The organism is Streptomyces asiaticus (genome assembly GCF_018138715.1).
Lineage (GTDB): Bacteria > Actinomycetota > Actinomycetes > Streptomycetales > Streptomycetaceae > Streptomyces > Streptomyces asiaticus.
In genome coordinates this window covers 9,706,356-9,721,372 of record NZ_JAGSHX010000006.1, presented here as the reverse complement: position 1 = coordinate 9,721,372, position 15,017 = coordinate 9,706,356, and the positions used below count along the sequence as shown (strand labels likewise).

The 15,017-nt window shown below is 70.6% G+C and carries 14 protein-coding genes and 2 pseudogenes; 11 read left to right on the top strand and 5 right to left on the bottom strand.

Going from position 1 to position 15,017, the window contains the following annotated elements:
* The first annotated feature begins 4 nt into the window (after positions 1 to 4).
* The 5 genes from KHP12_RS48670 to KHP12_RS48650 all read left to right on the top strand — a co-directional run bounded on the left by KHP12_RS48670 (position 5) and on the right by KHP12_RS48650 (position 4,651).
* The gene (locus KHP12_RS48670; RefSeq protein WP_086880797.1) at positions 5 to 766 is read left to right on the top strand and encodes an ATP-binding cassette domain-containing protein; all 762 of its coding nucleotides are present in this window, start codon (positions 5 to 7) and stop codon (positions 764 to 766) included.
* A complete protein-coding gene (locus tag KHP12_RS48665; RefSeq protein ID WP_211834728.1) occupies positions 763 to 2,052 on the top strand; it encodes an alpha-D-ribose 1-methylphosphonate 5-triphosphate diphosphatase in 1,290 nt (429 codons plus the stop codon). Before KHP12_RS48670 ends, KHP12_RS48665 begins: the two co-directional genes overlap by 4 nt.
* Entirely contained in the window at positions 2,049 to 2,879 is an 831-nt protein-coding gene (locus tag KHP12_RS48660) for an inositol monophosphatase family protein (protein WP_211834727.1), read from the top strand. The genes KHP12_RS48665 and KHP12_RS48660 overlap by 4 nt, the downstream gene beginning before the upstream one ends.
* Positions 2,876 to 3,439, top strand: a complete 564-nt coding sequence (locus KHP12_RS48655; protein ID WP_211834726.1) for an HD domain-containing protein — start codon at positions 2,876 to 2,878, stop codon at positions 3,437 to 3,439. Before KHP12_RS48660 ends, KHP12_RS48655 begins: the two co-directional genes overlap by 4 nt.
* Positions 3,440 to 3,691: 252 nt before the next feature.
* The gene (locus KHP12_RS48650) at positions 3,692 to 4,651 is read left to right on the top strand and encodes an alpha/beta hydrolase family protein (RefSeq protein ID WP_211834725.1); all 960 of its coding nucleotides are present in this window, start codon (positions 3,692 to 3,694) and stop codon (positions 4,649 to 4,651) included.
* 24 nt (positions 4,652 to 4,675) lie between these two features.
* Here KHP12_RS48650 and KHP12_RS48645 read toward each other — a convergent pair whose 3' ends face one another.
* The 3 genes from KHP12_RS48645 to KHP12_RS48635 form a co-directional block, all read right to left on the bottom strand.
* Complete coding sequence (locus KHP12_RS48645; protein ID WP_086880802.1) at positions 4,676 to 4,966, bottom strand: hypothetical protein; 291 nt, start codon at positions 4,964 to 4,966, stop codon at positions 4,676 to 4,678.
* The gene (locus KHP12_RS48640; protein WP_037955745.1) at positions 4,963 to 5,247 is read right to left on the bottom strand and encodes a hypothetical protein; all 285 of its coding nucleotides are present in this window, start codon (positions 5,245 to 5,247) and stop codon (positions 4,963 to 4,965) included. Before KHP12_RS48640 ends, KHP12_RS48645 begins: the two co-directional genes overlap by 4 nt.
* A 240-nt stretch (positions 5,248 to 5,487) precedes the next feature.
* Positions 5,488 to 5,904, bottom strand: a complete 417-nt coding sequence (locus KHP12_RS48635) for a nuclear transport factor 2 family protein (RefSeq protein WP_086880803.1) — start codon at positions 5,902 to 5,904, stop codon at positions 5,488 to 5,490.
* Between the two features lie 101 nt (positions 5,905 to 6,005).
* On the opposite strand from KHP12_RS48635, the gene KHP12_RS48630 reads away from it, so the two are divergent.
* The gene (locus KHP12_RS48630) at positions 6,006 to 6,491 is read left to right on the top strand and encodes a MarR family winged helix-turn-helix transcriptional regulator (RefSeq protein ID WP_086880804.1); all 486 of its coding nucleotides are present in this window, start codon (positions 6,006 to 6,008) and stop codon (positions 6,489 to 6,491) included.
* Positions 6,492 to 6,528: 37 nt separating this feature from the next.
* Here the strand turns inward: KHP12_RS48630 and KHP12_RS48625 are convergent, their stop codons facing one another.
* Positions 6,529 to 7,257, bottom strand: coding sequence for an SDR family oxidoreductase (locus KHP12_RS48625; RefSeq protein WP_211834724.1), 729 nt, complete (start codon positions 7,255 to 7,257; stop codon positions 6,529 to 6,531).
* Positions 7,258 to 7,528: 271 nt separating this feature from the next.
* Between KHP12_RS48625 and KHP12_RS48620 the strand changes: the two genes are divergently transcribed.
* Both KHP12_RS48620 and fumC read left to right on the top strand, forming a co-directional pair.
* Positions 7,529 to 9,202 carry an NAD-dependent malic enzyme gene (locus tag KHP12_RS48620; protein ID WP_086880806.1) on the top strand — a complete coding sequence of 558 codons (1,674 nt, stop codon included), beginning with the start codon at positions 7,529 to 7,531 and terminating at the stop codon, positions 9,200 to 9,202.
* On the top strand, positions 9,199 to 10,677 hold the full coding sequence (gene fumC, locus KHP12_RS48615) for a class II fumarate hydratase (protein ID WP_086880807.1): 1,479 nt from the start codon (positions 9,199 to 9,201) through the stop codon (positions 10,675 to 10,677). Before KHP12_RS48620 ends, fumC begins: the two co-directional genes overlap by 4 nt.
* A gap of 34 nt (positions 10,678 to 10,711) precedes the next feature.
* Here fumC and KHP12_RS48610 read toward each other — a convergent pair.
* Positions 10,712 to 11,225 (bottom strand): annotated as a pseudogene (locus tag KHP12_RS48610) (allene oxide cyclase barrel-like domain-containing protein).
* A gap of 643 nt (positions 11,226 to 11,868) precedes the next feature.
* Here KHP12_RS48610 and KHP12_RS48605 point away from each other — a divergent pair.
* The 3 genes and pseudogenes from KHP12_RS48605 to KHP12_RS48595 all read left to right on the top strand — a co-directional run.
* Positions 11,869 to 13,059 (top strand): ATP-grasp domain-containing protein, encoded by a 1,191-nt coding sequence (locus tag KHP12_RS48605; RefSeq protein ID WP_211834723.1) that lies wholly within the window; start codon positions 11,869 to 11,871, stop codon positions 13,057 to 13,059.
* Positions 13,056 to 13,313 carry a hypothetical protein gene (locus KHP12_RS48600; protein ID WP_211834722.1) on the top strand — a complete coding sequence of 86 codons (258 nt, stop codon included), beginning with the start codon at positions 13,056 to 13,058 and terminating at the stop codon, positions 13,311 to 13,313. Before KHP12_RS48605 ends, KHP12_RS48600 begins: the two co-directional genes overlap by 4 nt.
* 228 nt (positions 13,314 to 13,541) lie before the next feature.
* Positions 13,542 to 14,887 (top strand): annotated as a pseudogene (locus tag KHP12_RS48595) (glycoside hydrolase family 10 protein); the annotation flags it as partial.
* Positions 14,888 to 15,017 lie beyond the last annotated feature (130 nt).

Here is a 15,017-nt window from a genome sequence, read left to right as displayed (position 1 = left end):
CCCGGTGAACACCACCCCCACCGATCGCGCGGAGGACCCGGTCCTCACCGTCCGCGCCCTGTACAAGTCCTTCACCCTGCACAGCATCGACGGCCGGACCGTCCCCTCGCTGCGCGGTGTCGACCTCGATGTGCACACCGGCGAACACGTCGCCCTCGCGGGCCCCAGCGGTGCGGGCAAGTCCTCGCTGCTGCGCTGTGTGTACCGCACCTACCTGCCGGACTCCGGCTCCGTACGGCTGCGCACGGCGGCCGGGACGGTCGAGCTGACCACACTGCCCGACCGGCGGATGGCCCGGCTGCGCGGCCGGGAGTTCGGCTACGTATCGCAGTTCCTGGCCGCCCCGCCGCGCACCGGCCCGCTGGAGGTGGTCGCCGCGACCGCCCGGCGGCGCGGGCTCGACCGGGGCGAGGCGCGGGAGGCCGCCGCGGCCGCGCTGCGCAGGCTCAACCTCGACGAGACGCTGTGGGACGTGGACTGCGGTGTCCTCTCCGGCGGTGAGCGCCAGCGGGTGAACCTCGCCGCGGGCACGGTGCAGCCGCCCCGGCTGCTGCTGCTCGACGAGCCGGTGTCCGCGCTGGACCCGGCCAACCGGGAGGCCGCGCTCGAGCTGGTCGACTCGCTGGCGGGGCAGGGCGTGGCCGTCCTCGCCGTCTTCCACGACATGGACGCCATCCGGCGGCTGGCGTCCCGCGTGGTGTTCGTCGGCGACGGCCGGATCGCCCGGCAGGGCGCGCCGGATCAGATGCTGGAGGCGGCGGCATGAGCACGGGATTGGTGAGCAGGGGGCCGGCCGAGGCGCCGGCTCAAGGCTGGACGCTGGGCGGCCCGCCCCGGGACTACGTGCTGGGGCACGTACGGGCGGTGCTGCCGGACCGGGTGCTGGACGACGCGCTGGTCGCGGTCCGGGACGGCAGGATCGCGGAGGTCGCACCGCACCCGGCCGGTGTGGAGGCCGATGTCGACGGCCAGGGGATGCTGTGTCTGCCCGGTCTGGTGGATGTGCACAGCGACGGTCTGGAGAAGGAGCTGCTGCCGCGCCCCGGGGCCGAACTGCCCCTGGAATTCGCGCTGTTGTCCTTCGAGGGCAAGCTGCGCGCGGCCGGCGTCACCACGGCTTACCACGGCGCGGCGTTCGAGGAGAGCGGCGGGCGCGGTATACGCCGCACCCTGGAGAACGCGCGGCGGATCTGCGCGGCCGTGGAGAGCCGTGGCGACGACGGCCTGGTGGACCACCGGATCCTGCACCGGCTGGACGTCCGCTGCCCGGAGGGCCTGGCCGGACTGCGGCAGCGGCTGGAGCGGATCGGTGGCGCCGGGCGCGGACCGGTCCTGGTGTCGCACGAGGACCACACCCCGGGCCAGGGGCAGTACGCGGACCGCGGCTACTACGAGCGGTATCTCGTCGGCACCCGCGGGGTCACCGAGGACGAGGCCCGCGCCTACGTGGACCGGCTGATCGAGGACCGGGACGGCCGCCTCGACGTCCGTGAGGAGGCGCTGGACTGGCTCGGCGAGCAGACCCGCGCGTCCCGTATCCGGCTGCTCGGCCACGATCCCAGCTCGGCGAAGGAGATCGAGGAGCTGCGGACACGGGGCGGCACGGTGGCGGAGTTCCCCACCACGGCGGCCGCCGCGGAGGCCGCGTACGAGCACGGCATGCCGACGGTGATGGGCGCGCCCAACGTGCTGCGCGGCCACTCGCACAACGGCAACGCCTCCGGTCGTGAGCTGGTCGGGCGCGGCCTGGTCACCGCGCTCGCCTCCGACTACCTGCCGTCGGGGCTGCTCTCGGCGGCGCTGCTGCTCGCCGAGGAGGGGCTGGCGCCGCTGCCCGCGGCGGTCGGCCTGGTCACCGGCGGCGCCGCGGACGTCGCCGGTCTCCCGGACCGCGGCCGGCTCGAGGCGGGCCTGCGGGCCGACCTGGTGCTGGCCGAACCGGGCCGCCCCTGGCCGGTCGTGGCGGCCGTGCTGCGCGCGGCCTCGGAAGCGGGCTCGGCGTCGGACCCGGGAACGAATTCGGGAGCGCGCTCGGGAGGTGACGCGGCATGAGCGGCCGGATCCCCTGGCCGGTGCCCGAACCGCACCTGCCCTCCGGCGTCCACCCGGCGCTGGCCGCGGCGACCCGCGCCGCCACGGACGCGTTCCGCGCCGCGCGCGAGGCGTACGACCGGGCCCAGCTGGCCGAGAAGGTACAGATCGGCGCGGACGGTACGCCCACGATGCGGCTGGACATCCTGGTGGACACCGCGATCGCCGAGGTGGTGAACGCCCACCGGATCAACCTGCTCAGCGAGGAACTGGGCAGCATCGACAACGGATCCGCCGTCACGCTGGTCACCGACCCGGTGGACGGCACGGCGAACGCCGCCTCGGGTGTCCCGCTGTCCGCGTTCGCGGGTGTCATCGCGGTGGACGGTGTGCCGACCGAGGCGCTGACCAGTTGGCTGGACACCGGGCGCTGCTGGCACACGGTGGCGGGGCAGCCGTCGGCGTACCGCACGAACGGCCGTACGGAGCTGGACGGCGCGGCGGTGAGTCTGCTGAGGCCCCAGCCGCACATCGCCGACGCGTGGTGGCGGGTGGCGACGCGGGCGGCCAGGATCCGCATCCTGTCCACGAGTTGCCTGGAAGCGGTGCTGGTGGCCGAGGGGTCGACGGACGCCTTCGCCGACGCCGGCTCCGACACCCACCGGATCGTCGACCTGGCGGCCGCGATGGTCACCGTCCCCGCGGCGGGCGGCGCGGTGATCGATGTGCACGGCCGCCCGCTGGAGATCGACCCCGACCTCACCCGCCGCTGGTCGGGTGTGGTCGCGGCCACGCCGCGGCTCTCGGAGGAACTGGCCGAGACCATCCGCGGAACGGAGGACCGATGACCGCCCCTGCCCCCCTCGACCCGCTCACGGGCGAGGAACTGACCGCGCTCGTCGACGGCCTCGCGGGCCTGCCGTACGACGGAGAGGCCGTCGACCAGCGGACACATGCGCTCCAGACGGCGTGGCTTGCGATGGACGCGGGCGCGGACGACGAACTGGTGGTGGCCGCGGCGTTGCACGACATCGGCCGGGCCCGCCCGGTCCGGGCCGAACACCCGGGCGTGCCACACGAAGTGGCGGGCGCCGAGTTCGCCCGCCGCCGGGTGAGCGAACGGGCGGCGTGGGTCATCGCCCAGCACGTCCCCGCCAAGCGCTATCTGGTGGCGACCGACGCGGCGTACCACGCCCTGCTCAGCCCGGCGTCGATCGCGTCCCTGAAGGTCCAGGGCGGCCCGATGGACGAGCGCGAGGTGGCGGAGTTCGCGGCGCATCCGCTGGCCACGGACGCGGTCGCGCTGCGCCGCTGGGACGACGCGGCCAAGGACCCGGACGGCCCGCGGCTCGCGATGCCGACCCTCCTGGCGGCCCACGCCCGCTGCGTGGCGGCACGGCGGGCCTGAGGGTGGTCGCGTCCCTGGGGCAGGCCGAACGGCCTGCCCCCAGGGCCATGCGGCTGGCATCCCGTGTTCCGTGGATGGCCGGCTGAACTGCCTCACGGTCAACCGCTTTGACAAAACGGAACGTCGCTCCGTACATTAATCGGAACGACGATCCGTTTTCGGCGCTGCCCGAGACCGGACGTTCCTGATCGCCTCACCCGCCCCGGCGAACGAGACCGGCGACAGAGGCCATTGAAGGGATATGCGCACATCATGAGTGAATCGACATACGCCGCCGACGCCTTCGGCTCGCCCACTCCCGTCCTCTCGGTCGGCCCGGTGGTACTGCCGGCTCCCGGACGGGCCGTGGACCTGGAAGTGCGCGTCTCCGCGCCCGTGACCGGGAGCGGCCTGCCGGTCATCCTCCTCTCGCACGGTCAGGGCTACTCGAACCACCTCTCCTCCCTGAACGGATACGCCCCTCTCGCCAACTTCTGGGCCGCACGGGGTTTCGTCGTGATCCAGCCCACCCATCTGAGCTCGCGGACGCTGAACCTGGACCCCAGCACCCCCGGCGCACCGCTGTTCTGGCGATCGCGGGCCGAGGACATGACGCGCGTCCTCGACCAACTCGATGTGATCGAGGACGCCGTGCCACAGCTCCTCGGGCGCGTCGACCGGAGCAAGGTGGCCGTGGCCGGGCATTCGATGGGCGGGCACACCGCGAGCCTGCTGCTCGGCGCCCGGCTCACCGATCCGGACGACGGAACGGAAGTGGACCTGACCGAGCCCCGGATCACGGCGGGTGTCCTGCTTGCCGCGCCCGGCCGGGGCGGCGACGCTCTCACCGAGTCCACGGCCGGGAACTTCCCGTTCTTCCTGACCACGGACTTCTCCAAGATGACCACACCCGCGCTCGTGGTCGCCGGCGACAAGGACGCCTCTCCCCACCTGACGGTCCGGGGCCCGGAGTGGCACACCGATCCGTACTTCCTCTCCCCCGGCCCCAAGTCCCTGCTCACGCTGTTCGACGCGGAGCACGGACTCGGCGGGGTCTCCGGTTATGACGTCGCCGAGACCACCGACGAAAGCCCCGAGCGCGTGTCCGCGGTCCAGCGGCTCACCTCGGCCTACCTCCGCACACAGCTCACCCCCGGGGATTCCGCGTGGCAGACGGCGTGCGACGCACTGGCGGCCGATCCCGGCCCGCTCGGACGAGTCGAATCGAAGTAGCCCGAAATCAGAGGTGGCCCGGGATCAGCGGAACCAGACCAGTACGGGGACGCGGATCTCGCGGAGTTCGGGGAGGACGACGTATTCGAAGACGACCGGCTCGCCGCCGATCTGCAAGCTGTACCGGGCGCCCAGGTCGTCCATGGGGTCGCCGGGGGGCTGTCGGTCGCGGTCGATCGCGCCGCCGACTTCGAGAGCGAGCGCGCTCAGGAAGTTCACCACCTTCTTCGAGAGGTCCGGTGGCATGTCGAGCAGCGTCCGGGCGGGGATCTCCTCGGTCCACGCCGTCCAGCCGCCGTGCGGCCGGGGGCTCATCGGGTGATTCCCTCCAGCCGGTCGGCGAGGTCGTCCACGGAGACCAGACGGGTGCCGGCGGCCGCGTGGGAGCGGCTTTCCGCGGCGCCGGGGGCGCGGTCGAGCATGGCCGCCTTCCACCACTTGCGCATCACGCCCGGAACGGTTTCCTCCTCAGCGGCCAGCACCTCGGCGTAGAACTGGGCCCGGTTCGCTCCGGTCAGCGCGTCACCGATGCCGTTGATCGTGTTCGGGATCGCCGGGATCCTGCGGTCGGTGGGGTGTTCGGGCTGTGCGCTCATCTCCGAGTTCCCTTTCCCGCATCGGGTACGACGGTCGGCGGTCCCCGGTCGGGCCGCCTTCGCTCAGGTCATTCTCCCGCAGGACGCGTGCCCCATGGGGCGTAGCGGGAGATCAGGGTAGCCGGTGGGCCGCGCCGCCGTTGGTACGGCCGGTGGCCCGCTCCCCCGCCGGGCGGCTCGGCCGCGCCACCGTACGGCCCGGGCGGCCCGTACCACCGCGGCGGTACGGGCCCCGCGGCGTCAGCGAGCGCTGCCCAGGTTCCGGTCGGCGTCGGCGCCCTCGAGCATGAGGGTGGTCTCCTCGATGCGGCGGAACCGCCCGTCGGGGGCGAATTCGGCGAAGAGGTAGACCTCCGTACGCACGGTGGAGCCGTCGGTCTTGACGACGTCGATGACATGACGGTCCGCGTACCGGTCGCCCTGCGCGAGTTCGTCGAGGACCTGGACCGATCCACGGGACACGATCGTGCGCAGATGGGCGATGTGGGCCATGAACTCACCGCGGCCGTCCCAGCGGCCATCGGTGCGCTGGCGGTAGTCGGGGGCGAAGTGCCGGTCGACGGCCTCGGCCAGTCCGAGACCGGGCGTGAAGAGCAGGTCGGTGAGGGCGGTGGCGATGTCGGTACGGGAGGTGGGGGTGGAGGTGGCAGTGGCCATGACGGTGCCCTTCGGTTTCGGAGATCGCAAACTGCGTGCGCCGAGCACGCATCCGCACCGTATCGCATATTGCGTGCGCCGCGCACGCTAGTCTTGGGGTCATGCCGAACGATGTGGGACATGAGATCGCCGACGCGCTGGGGACGCTACTCAAGCGCAGCACCCGCGAACAGATCTACCGACGCCTGACCGAGGGCCTGGGCGAGGCCGTGGACGAGGTGACGTATCCCGTGCTCAGCGGACTCGCCCGCACCGGCCCACGCAGCGCCGCCGGTCTCGCCGACGAGATCGGCCTGGACCGCTCCGGCGTCACCCGCCGCGCGACCCGCCTTGAGGAGGCCGGTCTGCTGCGCCGCGAGCCCGACCCCGCCGACCGGCGCGCCACCCTGCTCACCCTGACCGAAGCCGGGCGAGCGGCGCTCGAGACGACCCGGCAGCGCCTCGCCGCGCACATCGAGGACTCCCTCGCCTCCTGGCCACCCGGCGAAGCGGGAACCTTCGCCCGCCAGCTGCACCGCTTCGTCGACCACGGGCCCTTCACCGCCCAGGGCGATCGCGAAGGGGCCAGGAGGTGCGACGGATCGTGACGCCCACGGCGGGCCGCCCCGTAGCGGCGCGCGCGGGTCAGGAGAGCCAGTCGGCGTAGCGGGTGGGGGCGAGGTCGGCACCCGTGTCGGTGAGGACGTCGCCCTTGACCTCGCCGAACATACCGGCGGTCGGGTCGGTGACGACGGTGCGGCTGTCCCCCTTGGCGGACAGGGTGATCCGGCCCAGCTCGTCCAGGGGGAAGACCTCGGGGCCCGCGATGTTGCGAATGCCGCGCAGCGGGGGCCCCTGGGCCACATCCGTCACCGCGGCGGCCACGTCCTTCGCGGCGATCGGCTGGATCGGCGTGGTGGGCAGCCGGACGGTCTCGTTGTCGGCGGTCCAGGACAGGATGGCGTCCATGAACTCCATGAACTGCGTCGCCCGGACGATCGAGTACGGGATCGGCCCGGCCGTGAGGAGCTCCTCCTGGAGCGCCTTGGCCCGGTAGTAGTCCAGCTCCGGCACCTGGTCCACACCGACGATCGAGAGGATCACGAAGTGGCCGACGCCGGCCTTCCGGGCCGCGGCCAGAAGGTTGTCCATCGACGTCCGGAAGAAGGCCAGGGAGGCTTCGTCGAACGTCGGGGAGTTCGCCAAGTTGACGACGGTGTCGGCCCCCGCCAGGGCCTCGTCCAGCCCCTTGCCGCTGATGATGTCGACGCCCGTGGATGGCGAATGCGGTACCGCCTCGTGCCCGGCGGCCTTCAGATTCTTGACGACCTGCGACCCGATGAGTCCGGTACCGCCGATGACCGCGAACTTCATGACAGGCCTTTCGTTGGCGTATGCCCCTAAAGGGATGAATAACCCCCATACGTCAATCCAAGCGCCGAACTCGCACACGTTCCGTCCAAGGCCGTCCACGGGCCGCGGGCGGGACGGCTCCCGGGGCACCGTCCCGCCTCGCTCAAGATCGACGAGCGGCAGTGCGAGCCCTGTGCGCACGGTGGAGATGGCGTCGCGGGACTCCTCCGGTCCGGGTTCGCCGTGCGGCGCACGCACACACGCATGCAGACGCACATGGGGAAGAGGCATCATGGCCAAGAGCACCGTACGGACTCCTGCTACTCCGGACGCCCTGACGGATCCATTCCTCAACCGTGGTGTGGCGTTCACGCGGCCGGAGCGGGACGAGATGGGCCTGACCGGGCGGCTGCCGTCCGGCGTGCTGACGCTGGAGCAGCAGGCGCTCCGTGCCCACCAGCAGTTGCGGGCCCAGGGCAGTGACCTGGCCAAGAACGTGTACCTGGAGCAGCTGCACGACCGCAACGAGACCCTGTACTTCAAGGTGCTCACCGACCACCTCGTGGAGCTGTTGCCGATCGTCTACGACCCCACCGTCGGCGAGGCGATCGAGAAGTACTCCCATGAGTACCGCCGCCCCCGGGGCGTCTTCCTCTCCATCGACGAGCCGGAGGGCATGGAGAAGGCTTTCGCCACGCTCGGGCTCGGGCCCGGGGACGTGGACCTGATCGTGTGCACCGACGCCGAGGAGATCCTGGGTATCGGCGACTGGGGCGTGGGCGGGATCCAGATCTCGGTCGGCAAGCTGGCGGTCTACACCGCGGCGGCCGGGGTCGATCCGCGCCGCGTCATCGCCGTGTCGCTGGACGTGGGCACCGACCGTGAGTCGCTGCTGAAGGACCCGCTGTACCTGGGCAACCGGCATCCCAGGGTCCGCGGCGCGGACTACGACGCGTTCATCGAGACGTATCTGCGGACGGCCTCGTCGATGTTCCCGGGCGCGCTGCTGCACTTCGAGGACTTCGGTCCGAGCAACGCCCGGCGGATCCTGGAGACGTACGGCCGCAGCTACCGGATCTTCAACGACGACATGCAGGGCACCGGTGCGATCACCCTGGCCGCGGCCCTGTCGGCGGTCGAGGTCGGCGGGGTGCGGATGCGCGACCAGAAGCTCGTGGTCTTCGGTGCGGGCACGGCCGGGGTGGGCATCGCCGATCAACTCCGTGATGCCATGATCCGCGACGGCGCGACCCCCGAGCAGGCCACCGCCCAGATCTGGCTGATCGACAAGCAGGGCCTGCTCATCCGCGACATGACCGACCTGCGCGACTTCCAGCAGCCCTACGCGCGCGACCGGTCGGAGGTCGCCGGTTGGGCGGCCGACGGCGGCGCGATCTCACTGCTGGAGACCGTGCGCCGGGTCGAGCCGACGATCCTGCTGGGCACCTCCACCGTGCACGGGGCGTTCACCCGCGAGGTCGTCGAGGCCATGGCGGCGGGTACCGAGCGCCCGATCGTCTTTCCGCTCTCCAACCCGACCTCGCGGATCGAGGCCATGCCGGACGACATCGTCGCCTGGACGAAGGGCAAGGCCCTGATAGCGACCGGCATCCCCGTCCCACCCGTGGAACACGACGGTGTGACCTACCGGATCGCGCAGGCCAACAACGCGCTGCTGTACCCCGGGCTGGGACTGGGCACGATCGTCTCCGGGGCGTCCGCGGTGACCGCGGAGATGCTGCTCGCGGCCGCTCAGGCGGTGGCCGACCAGGTCGACCTCGGGCAGCCGGGCGCTTCCCTGCTGCCGCCCGTGGAGAACCTGCGGGAGTCCTCGGCGGCCACCGCCACGGCGGTGGTCAAGGCGGCGGTCGGCGAGGGTGTCGCCACCAGCAGGCCGGCCGATCCCGCCCAGGCCGTCCACCAGGCCATGTGGGAGCCGGTCTACGGCGACGGAGCGGCGTCATGACCGCGCGGCACCCCGCCTCGGCCGGGGGTGACGGCGCCCCGGAGATCCTCGACCTGCCCATCGGTCTGCAGGCGGCCGGCAGCCGCCGGGAGACCGACTCGATGGGCGCCATCGACGTCCCGGCGGACCGGTACTGGGGCGCGCAGACACAGCGGTCCCTGATCCACTTCTCCATCGGGGACGACCGGATGCCCAAGGCCGTCTACCACGCCTACGGCCACGTCAAGAAGGCAGCCGCGATCGTCAACGGGCGGGCCGGGCGGCTGCCGGCCTGGAAGGCCGACCTGATCCAGCGGGTGGCCGACGAGGTCATCGCGGGCGGACTCGATGACCACTTCCCGTTGTACGTGTGGCAGACCGGGTCGGGGACGCAGTCCAACATGAACACCAACGAGGTGATCAGCAACCGGGCGATCCAGCTGGTCGGCGGCGAGTTGGGCAGCAAGTCGCCCATCCACCCCAACGACCACGTCAACATGGGGCAGTCCTCGAACGACACCTTCCCCACCGCCATGCACGTGGCCGCGGTCAAGGCGGTCCATGAACGTCTGCTGCCCGGCGTGCGGGCGCTCCAGCGGGCGATCGAGGCCAAGGCGGACCAGTGGCGCGACGTGGTGAAGATCGGCCGCACCCACCTGGAGGACGCGGTGCCGCTCACCGTCGGACAGCAGTGGTCCGGCTACGCCCGCCAACTGGACCAGGCCGCGGACCGGGCCACCCGGTCCGCGGAAGGACTGCACGAACTCGCCGCGGGCGGTACGGCCGTCGGCACGGGGCTGAACGCGCCACCGGACTTCGGCGAGCGGATCGCCGCCGAGATCGCTTCGGCCACCGGCTATCCGTTCACCACCGCCGCCAACAAGTTCGCGGCGCAGGGCGGCCTGGACGCCATGGTCGGCGCCTCGGCCGGGCTGCGGGCCCTTGCCGTGCCGCTGATGAAAATCGCCAACGACATCCGGTGGCTGGCCTCGGGGCCGCGCTGCGGCCTCGGTGAACTGCGCCTCCCGGCGAACGAGCCGGGATCCTCGATCATGCCGGGCAAGGTCAACCCGACCCAGTGCGAGGCGATGGTCATGGTCTGCATCCAGGTGCTGTCCGAGGACTCGGCCATCGCCTTCGCGGGCTCACAGGGCAACTTCGAGCTCAACGCCATGCGCCCCGTCATCATCAACAACTTCCTGCACGCGGCCACGATCCTCGCCGACGCCTGCGCCAAGCTGCGCCAGTACTGCATCGAGGGCGCCCGGCTGAACCGCGACCAGATCGAGGATGACGTCAACCGGTCCCTCATGCTGGTCACCGCCCTCTCCCCGGTCATCGGCTACGACAGGGCCTCGGCCATCGCGCACAAGGCCGACGACGAGGGCACCACCCTGCGCGAGGCCGCGCTGGCCTCCGGCGACGTCACCGCGGAGGACTTCGACCGCATCGCCGACCCGGCGGCCATGGTCGGCCCGGCCGAGCGGCGCGCGTGAGGGGACGTCCTCAGCCCCTCGGACCCCCGGATCCTCAACGGATGAGATGGACGGTGAGCTGTGTCTCGGTGTCGCTGGTGTTGACGGCGTGGATGTAGCCGTGGGCCGTGCGATAGCGCCCCGTGCCTCCGGTGATGGCCAGGGTGATGTCACCGGGGCCGGCACTGGTGATGGTGAAGACCCCCTGCACGGTGATCCGGCCCTCGGGCAGCGACAGAGTGATCTGACACTGAAGGCCGCTCGTGTCCATGGGGGCGGTGCGGGTCACGGTGCAGACCTCGTCGAACCGGCCCACCGTGGCAGTGGAACGGGAGAGGTCCCCGGTGACGATGAGCTCATCCCCCTGGCTGTTCCCCGGAGGGGCCACGTCGACGAAGTTGATCTGCGTGGGCCGCGCCGTCAGCTCGAAGACCTCGTCCCTCTCATGAGGAGGCAAGAGGAAGGCGGGGCCGGCGGCCGGTGCGGCGGCCACTGCCAGAGGAGCGCAGCACAGGGCGGCCGCCAGGCCGGTGACAGCGGTCAGGACGGAACCGTTTGACGTGGTGCATGGTCCTCTCCTCCGAGAGCCTCGGGCGGCCAGTGACCCCGGGTCACATGAGGTGCCGTTTCCCACGTCAGCATCCGGTGAACGGCGCGCCACAGCTACCTCGGTTGGGCATCCAGGTGATCATCGTCGGGGTGGCCGGGGCCGCCGCCGTCGTGCGGGCCGTCGAGTTCCGATTGTAGATATATGCGTCTGCCTCGCTCGGAACGTGCGCTTCCGCGCCTGTGTCGTGCCACACTGTGGGTGGCCCTCACCGCATCCCCCGTCGGTGAGGGCCACTTACGTCAGCTGGGTCTGCGCCGCCGATGCGGGGCCGAGGCGCGCCTGGTCCGGGACGGCAGGGCGATGTCCAGCGTCCCCGACGAGTGGGTCAGCGCGACAGTCGATGTCCGTCCCTGGCTCGACCAGAAGATCGGCGCCGTGCTCGCCCACCGCACCAGCGGCTGGCATCGCCGAGGTGTGCGCCCGCGCCGGACTCGACGTCCTCGTCGCCGAGTCCGACACCGACACCGAAACCGACACCGACCGGATTCCACACACTTCCTTACCGCGGAGATTGATCCGTGACCCACGTCACAGGCTCCGCCTCCGCATTCCCGTGAAATGATGTTCACCGTTTTGGCTGGTCGTAATCGGGGGAGACGAGAATGCCGACGATGATTGTCATCGGGTTCAGGGACGGCCTGGACGAGGCACTACGACGCCGAGGTCTGGAGCCCTTCTATATCGTCCAGCCTCCGGTGAAGCCTCCGGAGGGCCGGGGCTTCACATACGTCAGCGACATGGAGAACGCCCAGGAAATATCGCGAGCGGTGCTTGCCGCGCAACTGGATGGTATAGCCGGAGTGCTGACCGTCCATGAGATGGGCGTATTCGGAGCGGCCTATCTGCGGCAGCAGCTGAACCTTCCCGGCAATACGGATTCACAGACCACTCTCTATTTCCGGGACAAGTACCTACAGAAGAGCAGGCTGCCGCCTCACATCCGGCGAGCGCGCTGCCGACACGTCTCCGTGGGCACGTCGTTCAAGGATCTCGCCGACGATCTGGGAGAGGTCTTCGTGGTCAAGCCGGCCACCGGAGCCGGCGCCCTCCGTACGGCCATCGTCCGGTCCCCGGAAGAGTACGAACGAGCCTTGACCCCGTTCACCGGGCAGTCGGACGTCGAGGTCGTCGCCGAGTCCTTCGTCGACGCCCCGGAAGTCTACATGGACGGCGTCTGGCGGAACGGCGATCTCAAGTGGTCGTCCATGAGTCGCAACCACACCTCACCGCTGAGTGCCGTACAGGGCGGCGTCCTGGCCGCCCACATCCTGGACAGAAGACGCCGTCCGACGCTTTTCCAGCAAGCAGAGACGCTCGCAAGGCAGGCGCTCGCCTGCCTCGACGCACCTGATTGCGTATTCCATCTGGAAGCATTCACGGAAGACGCGGGGCTGACGTTCGGCGAGTGCGCCATCCGCCTCCCGGGCGCGCTCTCCCCTCAGGTCAACAAGCTCACATTCGGCGTCGACCTCTTTGACGTCGAGATCGGCCTCGCACTGGGGGAAGAGCCGACCGAGCCGCTCAACAGCGGCGACCCGGATCGCTTCTACGGATACATCCTGCTACGCCGCCCGAAGAGCGGAAGCCTCACTCAACAGGATTTCGAGCGCAACTTCCGCTTCGACGAGATCCAGTATTCCTCGTCACCCGATACGCCGCTCGGCCCGTACGGTCGCGTGGGGCAGGCCATCGTATCCGACCAGAATGAGCTGAAACTCCAGCAGACAATCGAGGAAATCGTGCTGTTCAATGCGGCCGGCGGCGGATACGCCCAGTCCCCGGGCGAATCATGATCCTGGGTCTCGGCGTCTCCGCGTTATGCGCCTTCGGCGCGCTGATCGCCCTGGTCGGCGCCGTCGCGATGGCGCTTCCGGGGCGGCCCCAGCCGTGGCCGGTGCATCTGATGCGGCGTGGCACGAGGCTGGCCGCCGCTGCCGCGGCGTCCCTCTACGTCCTCGCGCTGTCCGGTGCGTTGCTCGCCATCGGCGCGGGCTACGTGACCGAACTCCACTCCAGGAAGCACGCGCGTTGCCGCCAAGGGCGTTGACGCTTCGCGTGAGGCGTCTATCATTCCATGGCATCCGACAGGCCGATTGACGTTCGACCATCCGAACCAAGGCTTGGCCGAGGCGGCTTGTGCGCGCCACGCGAACCGGACACCACAGAAAGCACCCGCACCGTCTCCACCGGTACCACCCAGGCACTCCAGGCACTGGCACTCATGCGGTCGTATTTGGGAGCGCTCCCAAGGGAGCCCTGATCCCCAAGGAGAGAGATGAACCTTCCGAACCGACATGGCCGAGCTGGCCGACGTGGCGGCCCACATGGCCGCCCCCGAGCCTGGGCGCTCGGGCTGCTGGCCGCCGTCGCGATGGCGGTGCCCGGAACCGCGATCGCCGCGTCCGACGCCACCCGGGCCACCACCCTGGGCGCCCAAGCCGCCCAGTCCGGCCGGTACTTCGGCACCGCCGTGGCCGCCGGCAAGCTCGGGGACGCGACGTACTCGACGATCCTGAACCGCGAGTTCAACGCGGTCACCCCGGAGAACGAGATGAAGTGGGACACCATCGAGCGGTCCCGCGGCTCGTTCAACTTCGGCCCCGCCGACCAGATCGTGGGCCAGGCCACCTCGCACGGACAGCGCGTACGCGGCCACACCCTGGTCTGGCACTCCCAGCTGCCCAGCTGGGTCAGTTCCATCACCGACGCGAACACCCTGCGCAGCGTGATGAACAACCACATCACCACCACGGTGAACCACTACAAGGGCAAGATCCTCGCCTGGGACGTGGTGAACGAGGCGTTCGCCGACGGCGGCAGTGGCCAGCACCGTCCCTCGGTGTTCCAGAACCTGCTGGGCAACGGCTTCATCGAGGAGGCGTTCCGCACCGCTCGATCGGCCGACCCGTCGGCCAAGCTGTGCTACAACGACTACAACATCGAGAACTGGAGCGACGCCAAGACCCAGGGCGTCTATCGGATGGTGCGCGACTTCAAGACGCGCGGCGTGCCCATCGACTGCGTCGGCTTCCAGGCCCACTTCGGCACCGGGGGCCCGCCGGCGAGTTTCCAGACCACCTTGGCCAATTTCGCCGCCCTCGGTGTGGATGTGCAGATCACCGAGCTGGACATCGCGCAGGCACCGACGGCCGCGTACGCGAACACGGTCAAGGCGTGTATGAGCGTCTCGCGCTGCACCGGCATCACCGTCTGGGGCATCCGGGACAGCGACTCCTGGCGCGCCGGGGAGAACCCGCTGCTGTTCGACCGTGGCGGCAACAAGAAGCCGGCCTATCAATCCGTACTGACCGCACTGGGCGGCACCGCGGCCGCCTCGCCCGCCAGGGCCGCCGCGCTGCCGTCCGCCTTCTCCTGGAGCTCCAGCGGCGCACTGATGTCCCCCAAGCCGGACTCGACCCACAACATCGCCGGGCTCTGATGATGGTCGAGGCGATCGGCTCGGACGGACGGCGCTGCTTCCGGTCCTGGACCGCCGCGAGCATCGCGGGCTCGTGGACACCGCTGGCCGCCTCCGAGGGCAATCCCTTCGCGCGGGCCAACAACACCACTTTCCCGTCCGGTGCCTGGACGAAGGACATCAGCCACGGGGAGATGATCCGACACCACCGGTGGCGAGCGGAAGTCGATCGGGCCGTTCCCGCCCCGATGGGCGGGAGCGGCCCGTGGCGCTGATCCGGGATGTCGCCGACCTCGTCGACCACGCCCTGTGCTCCTCGACGTAACGCTGTCA

What these genes read in the sequence shown, in the direction of transcription:
- KHP12_RS48625 (WP_211834724.1), bottom strand. Translation starts at nt 7,257, where the DNA reads ATGAAGTTCGCGGTCATCGGCGGTACCGGACTCATCGGGTCGCAGGTC.
- KHP12_RS48645 (WP_086880802.1), bottom strand. Translation starts at nt 4,966, where the DNA reads ATGAGCCCCCGGCCGCACGGCGGCTGGACGGCGTGGACCGAGGAGATC.
- KHP12_RS48605 (WP_211834723.1), top strand. Translation starts at nt 11,869, where the DNA reads ATGCCGACGATGATTGTCATCGGGTTCAGGGACGGCCTGGACGAGGCA.
- KHP12_RS48650 (WP_211834725.1), top strand. Translation starts at nt 3,692, where the DNA reads ATGAGTGAATCGACATACGCCGCCGACGCCTTCGGCTCGCCCACTCCC.
- KHP12_RS48660 (WP_211834727.1), top strand. Translation starts at nt 2,049, where the DNA reads ATGAGCGGCCGGATCCCCTGGCCGGTGCCCGAACCGCACCTGCCCTCC.
- KHP12_RS48655 (WP_211834726.1), top strand. Translation starts at nt 2,876, where the DNA reads ATGACCGCCCCTGCCCCCCTCGACCCGCTCACGGGCGAGGAACTGACC.
- KHP12_RS48630 (WP_086880804.1), top strand. Translation starts at nt 6,006, where the DNA reads ATGCCGAACGATGTGGGACATGAGATCGCCGACGCGCTGGGGACGCTA.
- KHP12_RS48640 (WP_037955745.1), bottom strand. Translation starts at nt 5,247, where the DNA reads ATGAGCGCACAGCCCGAACACCCCACCGACCGCAGGATCCCGGCGATC.
- KHP12_RS48635 (WP_086880803.1), bottom strand. Translation starts at nt 5,904, where the DNA reads ATGGCCACTGCCACCTCCACCCCCACCTCCCGTACCGACATCGCCACC.
- KHP12_RS48665 (WP_211834728.1), top strand. Translation starts at nt 763, where the DNA reads ATGAGCACGGGATTGGTGAGCAGGGGGCCGGCCGAGGCGCCGGCTCAA.
- KHP12_RS48620 (WP_086880806.1), top strand. Translation starts at nt 7,529, where the DNA reads ATGGCCAAGAGCACCGTACGGACTCCTGCTACTCCGGACGCCCTGACG.
- fumC (WP_086880807.1), top strand. Translation starts at nt 9,199, where the DNA reads ATGACCGCGCGGCACCCCGCCTCGGCCGGGGGTGACGGCGCCCCGGAG.
- KHP12_RS48600 (WP_211834722.1), top strand. Translation starts at nt 13,056, where the DNA reads ATGATCCTGGGTCTCGGCGTCTCCGCGTTATGCGCCTTCGGCGCGCTG.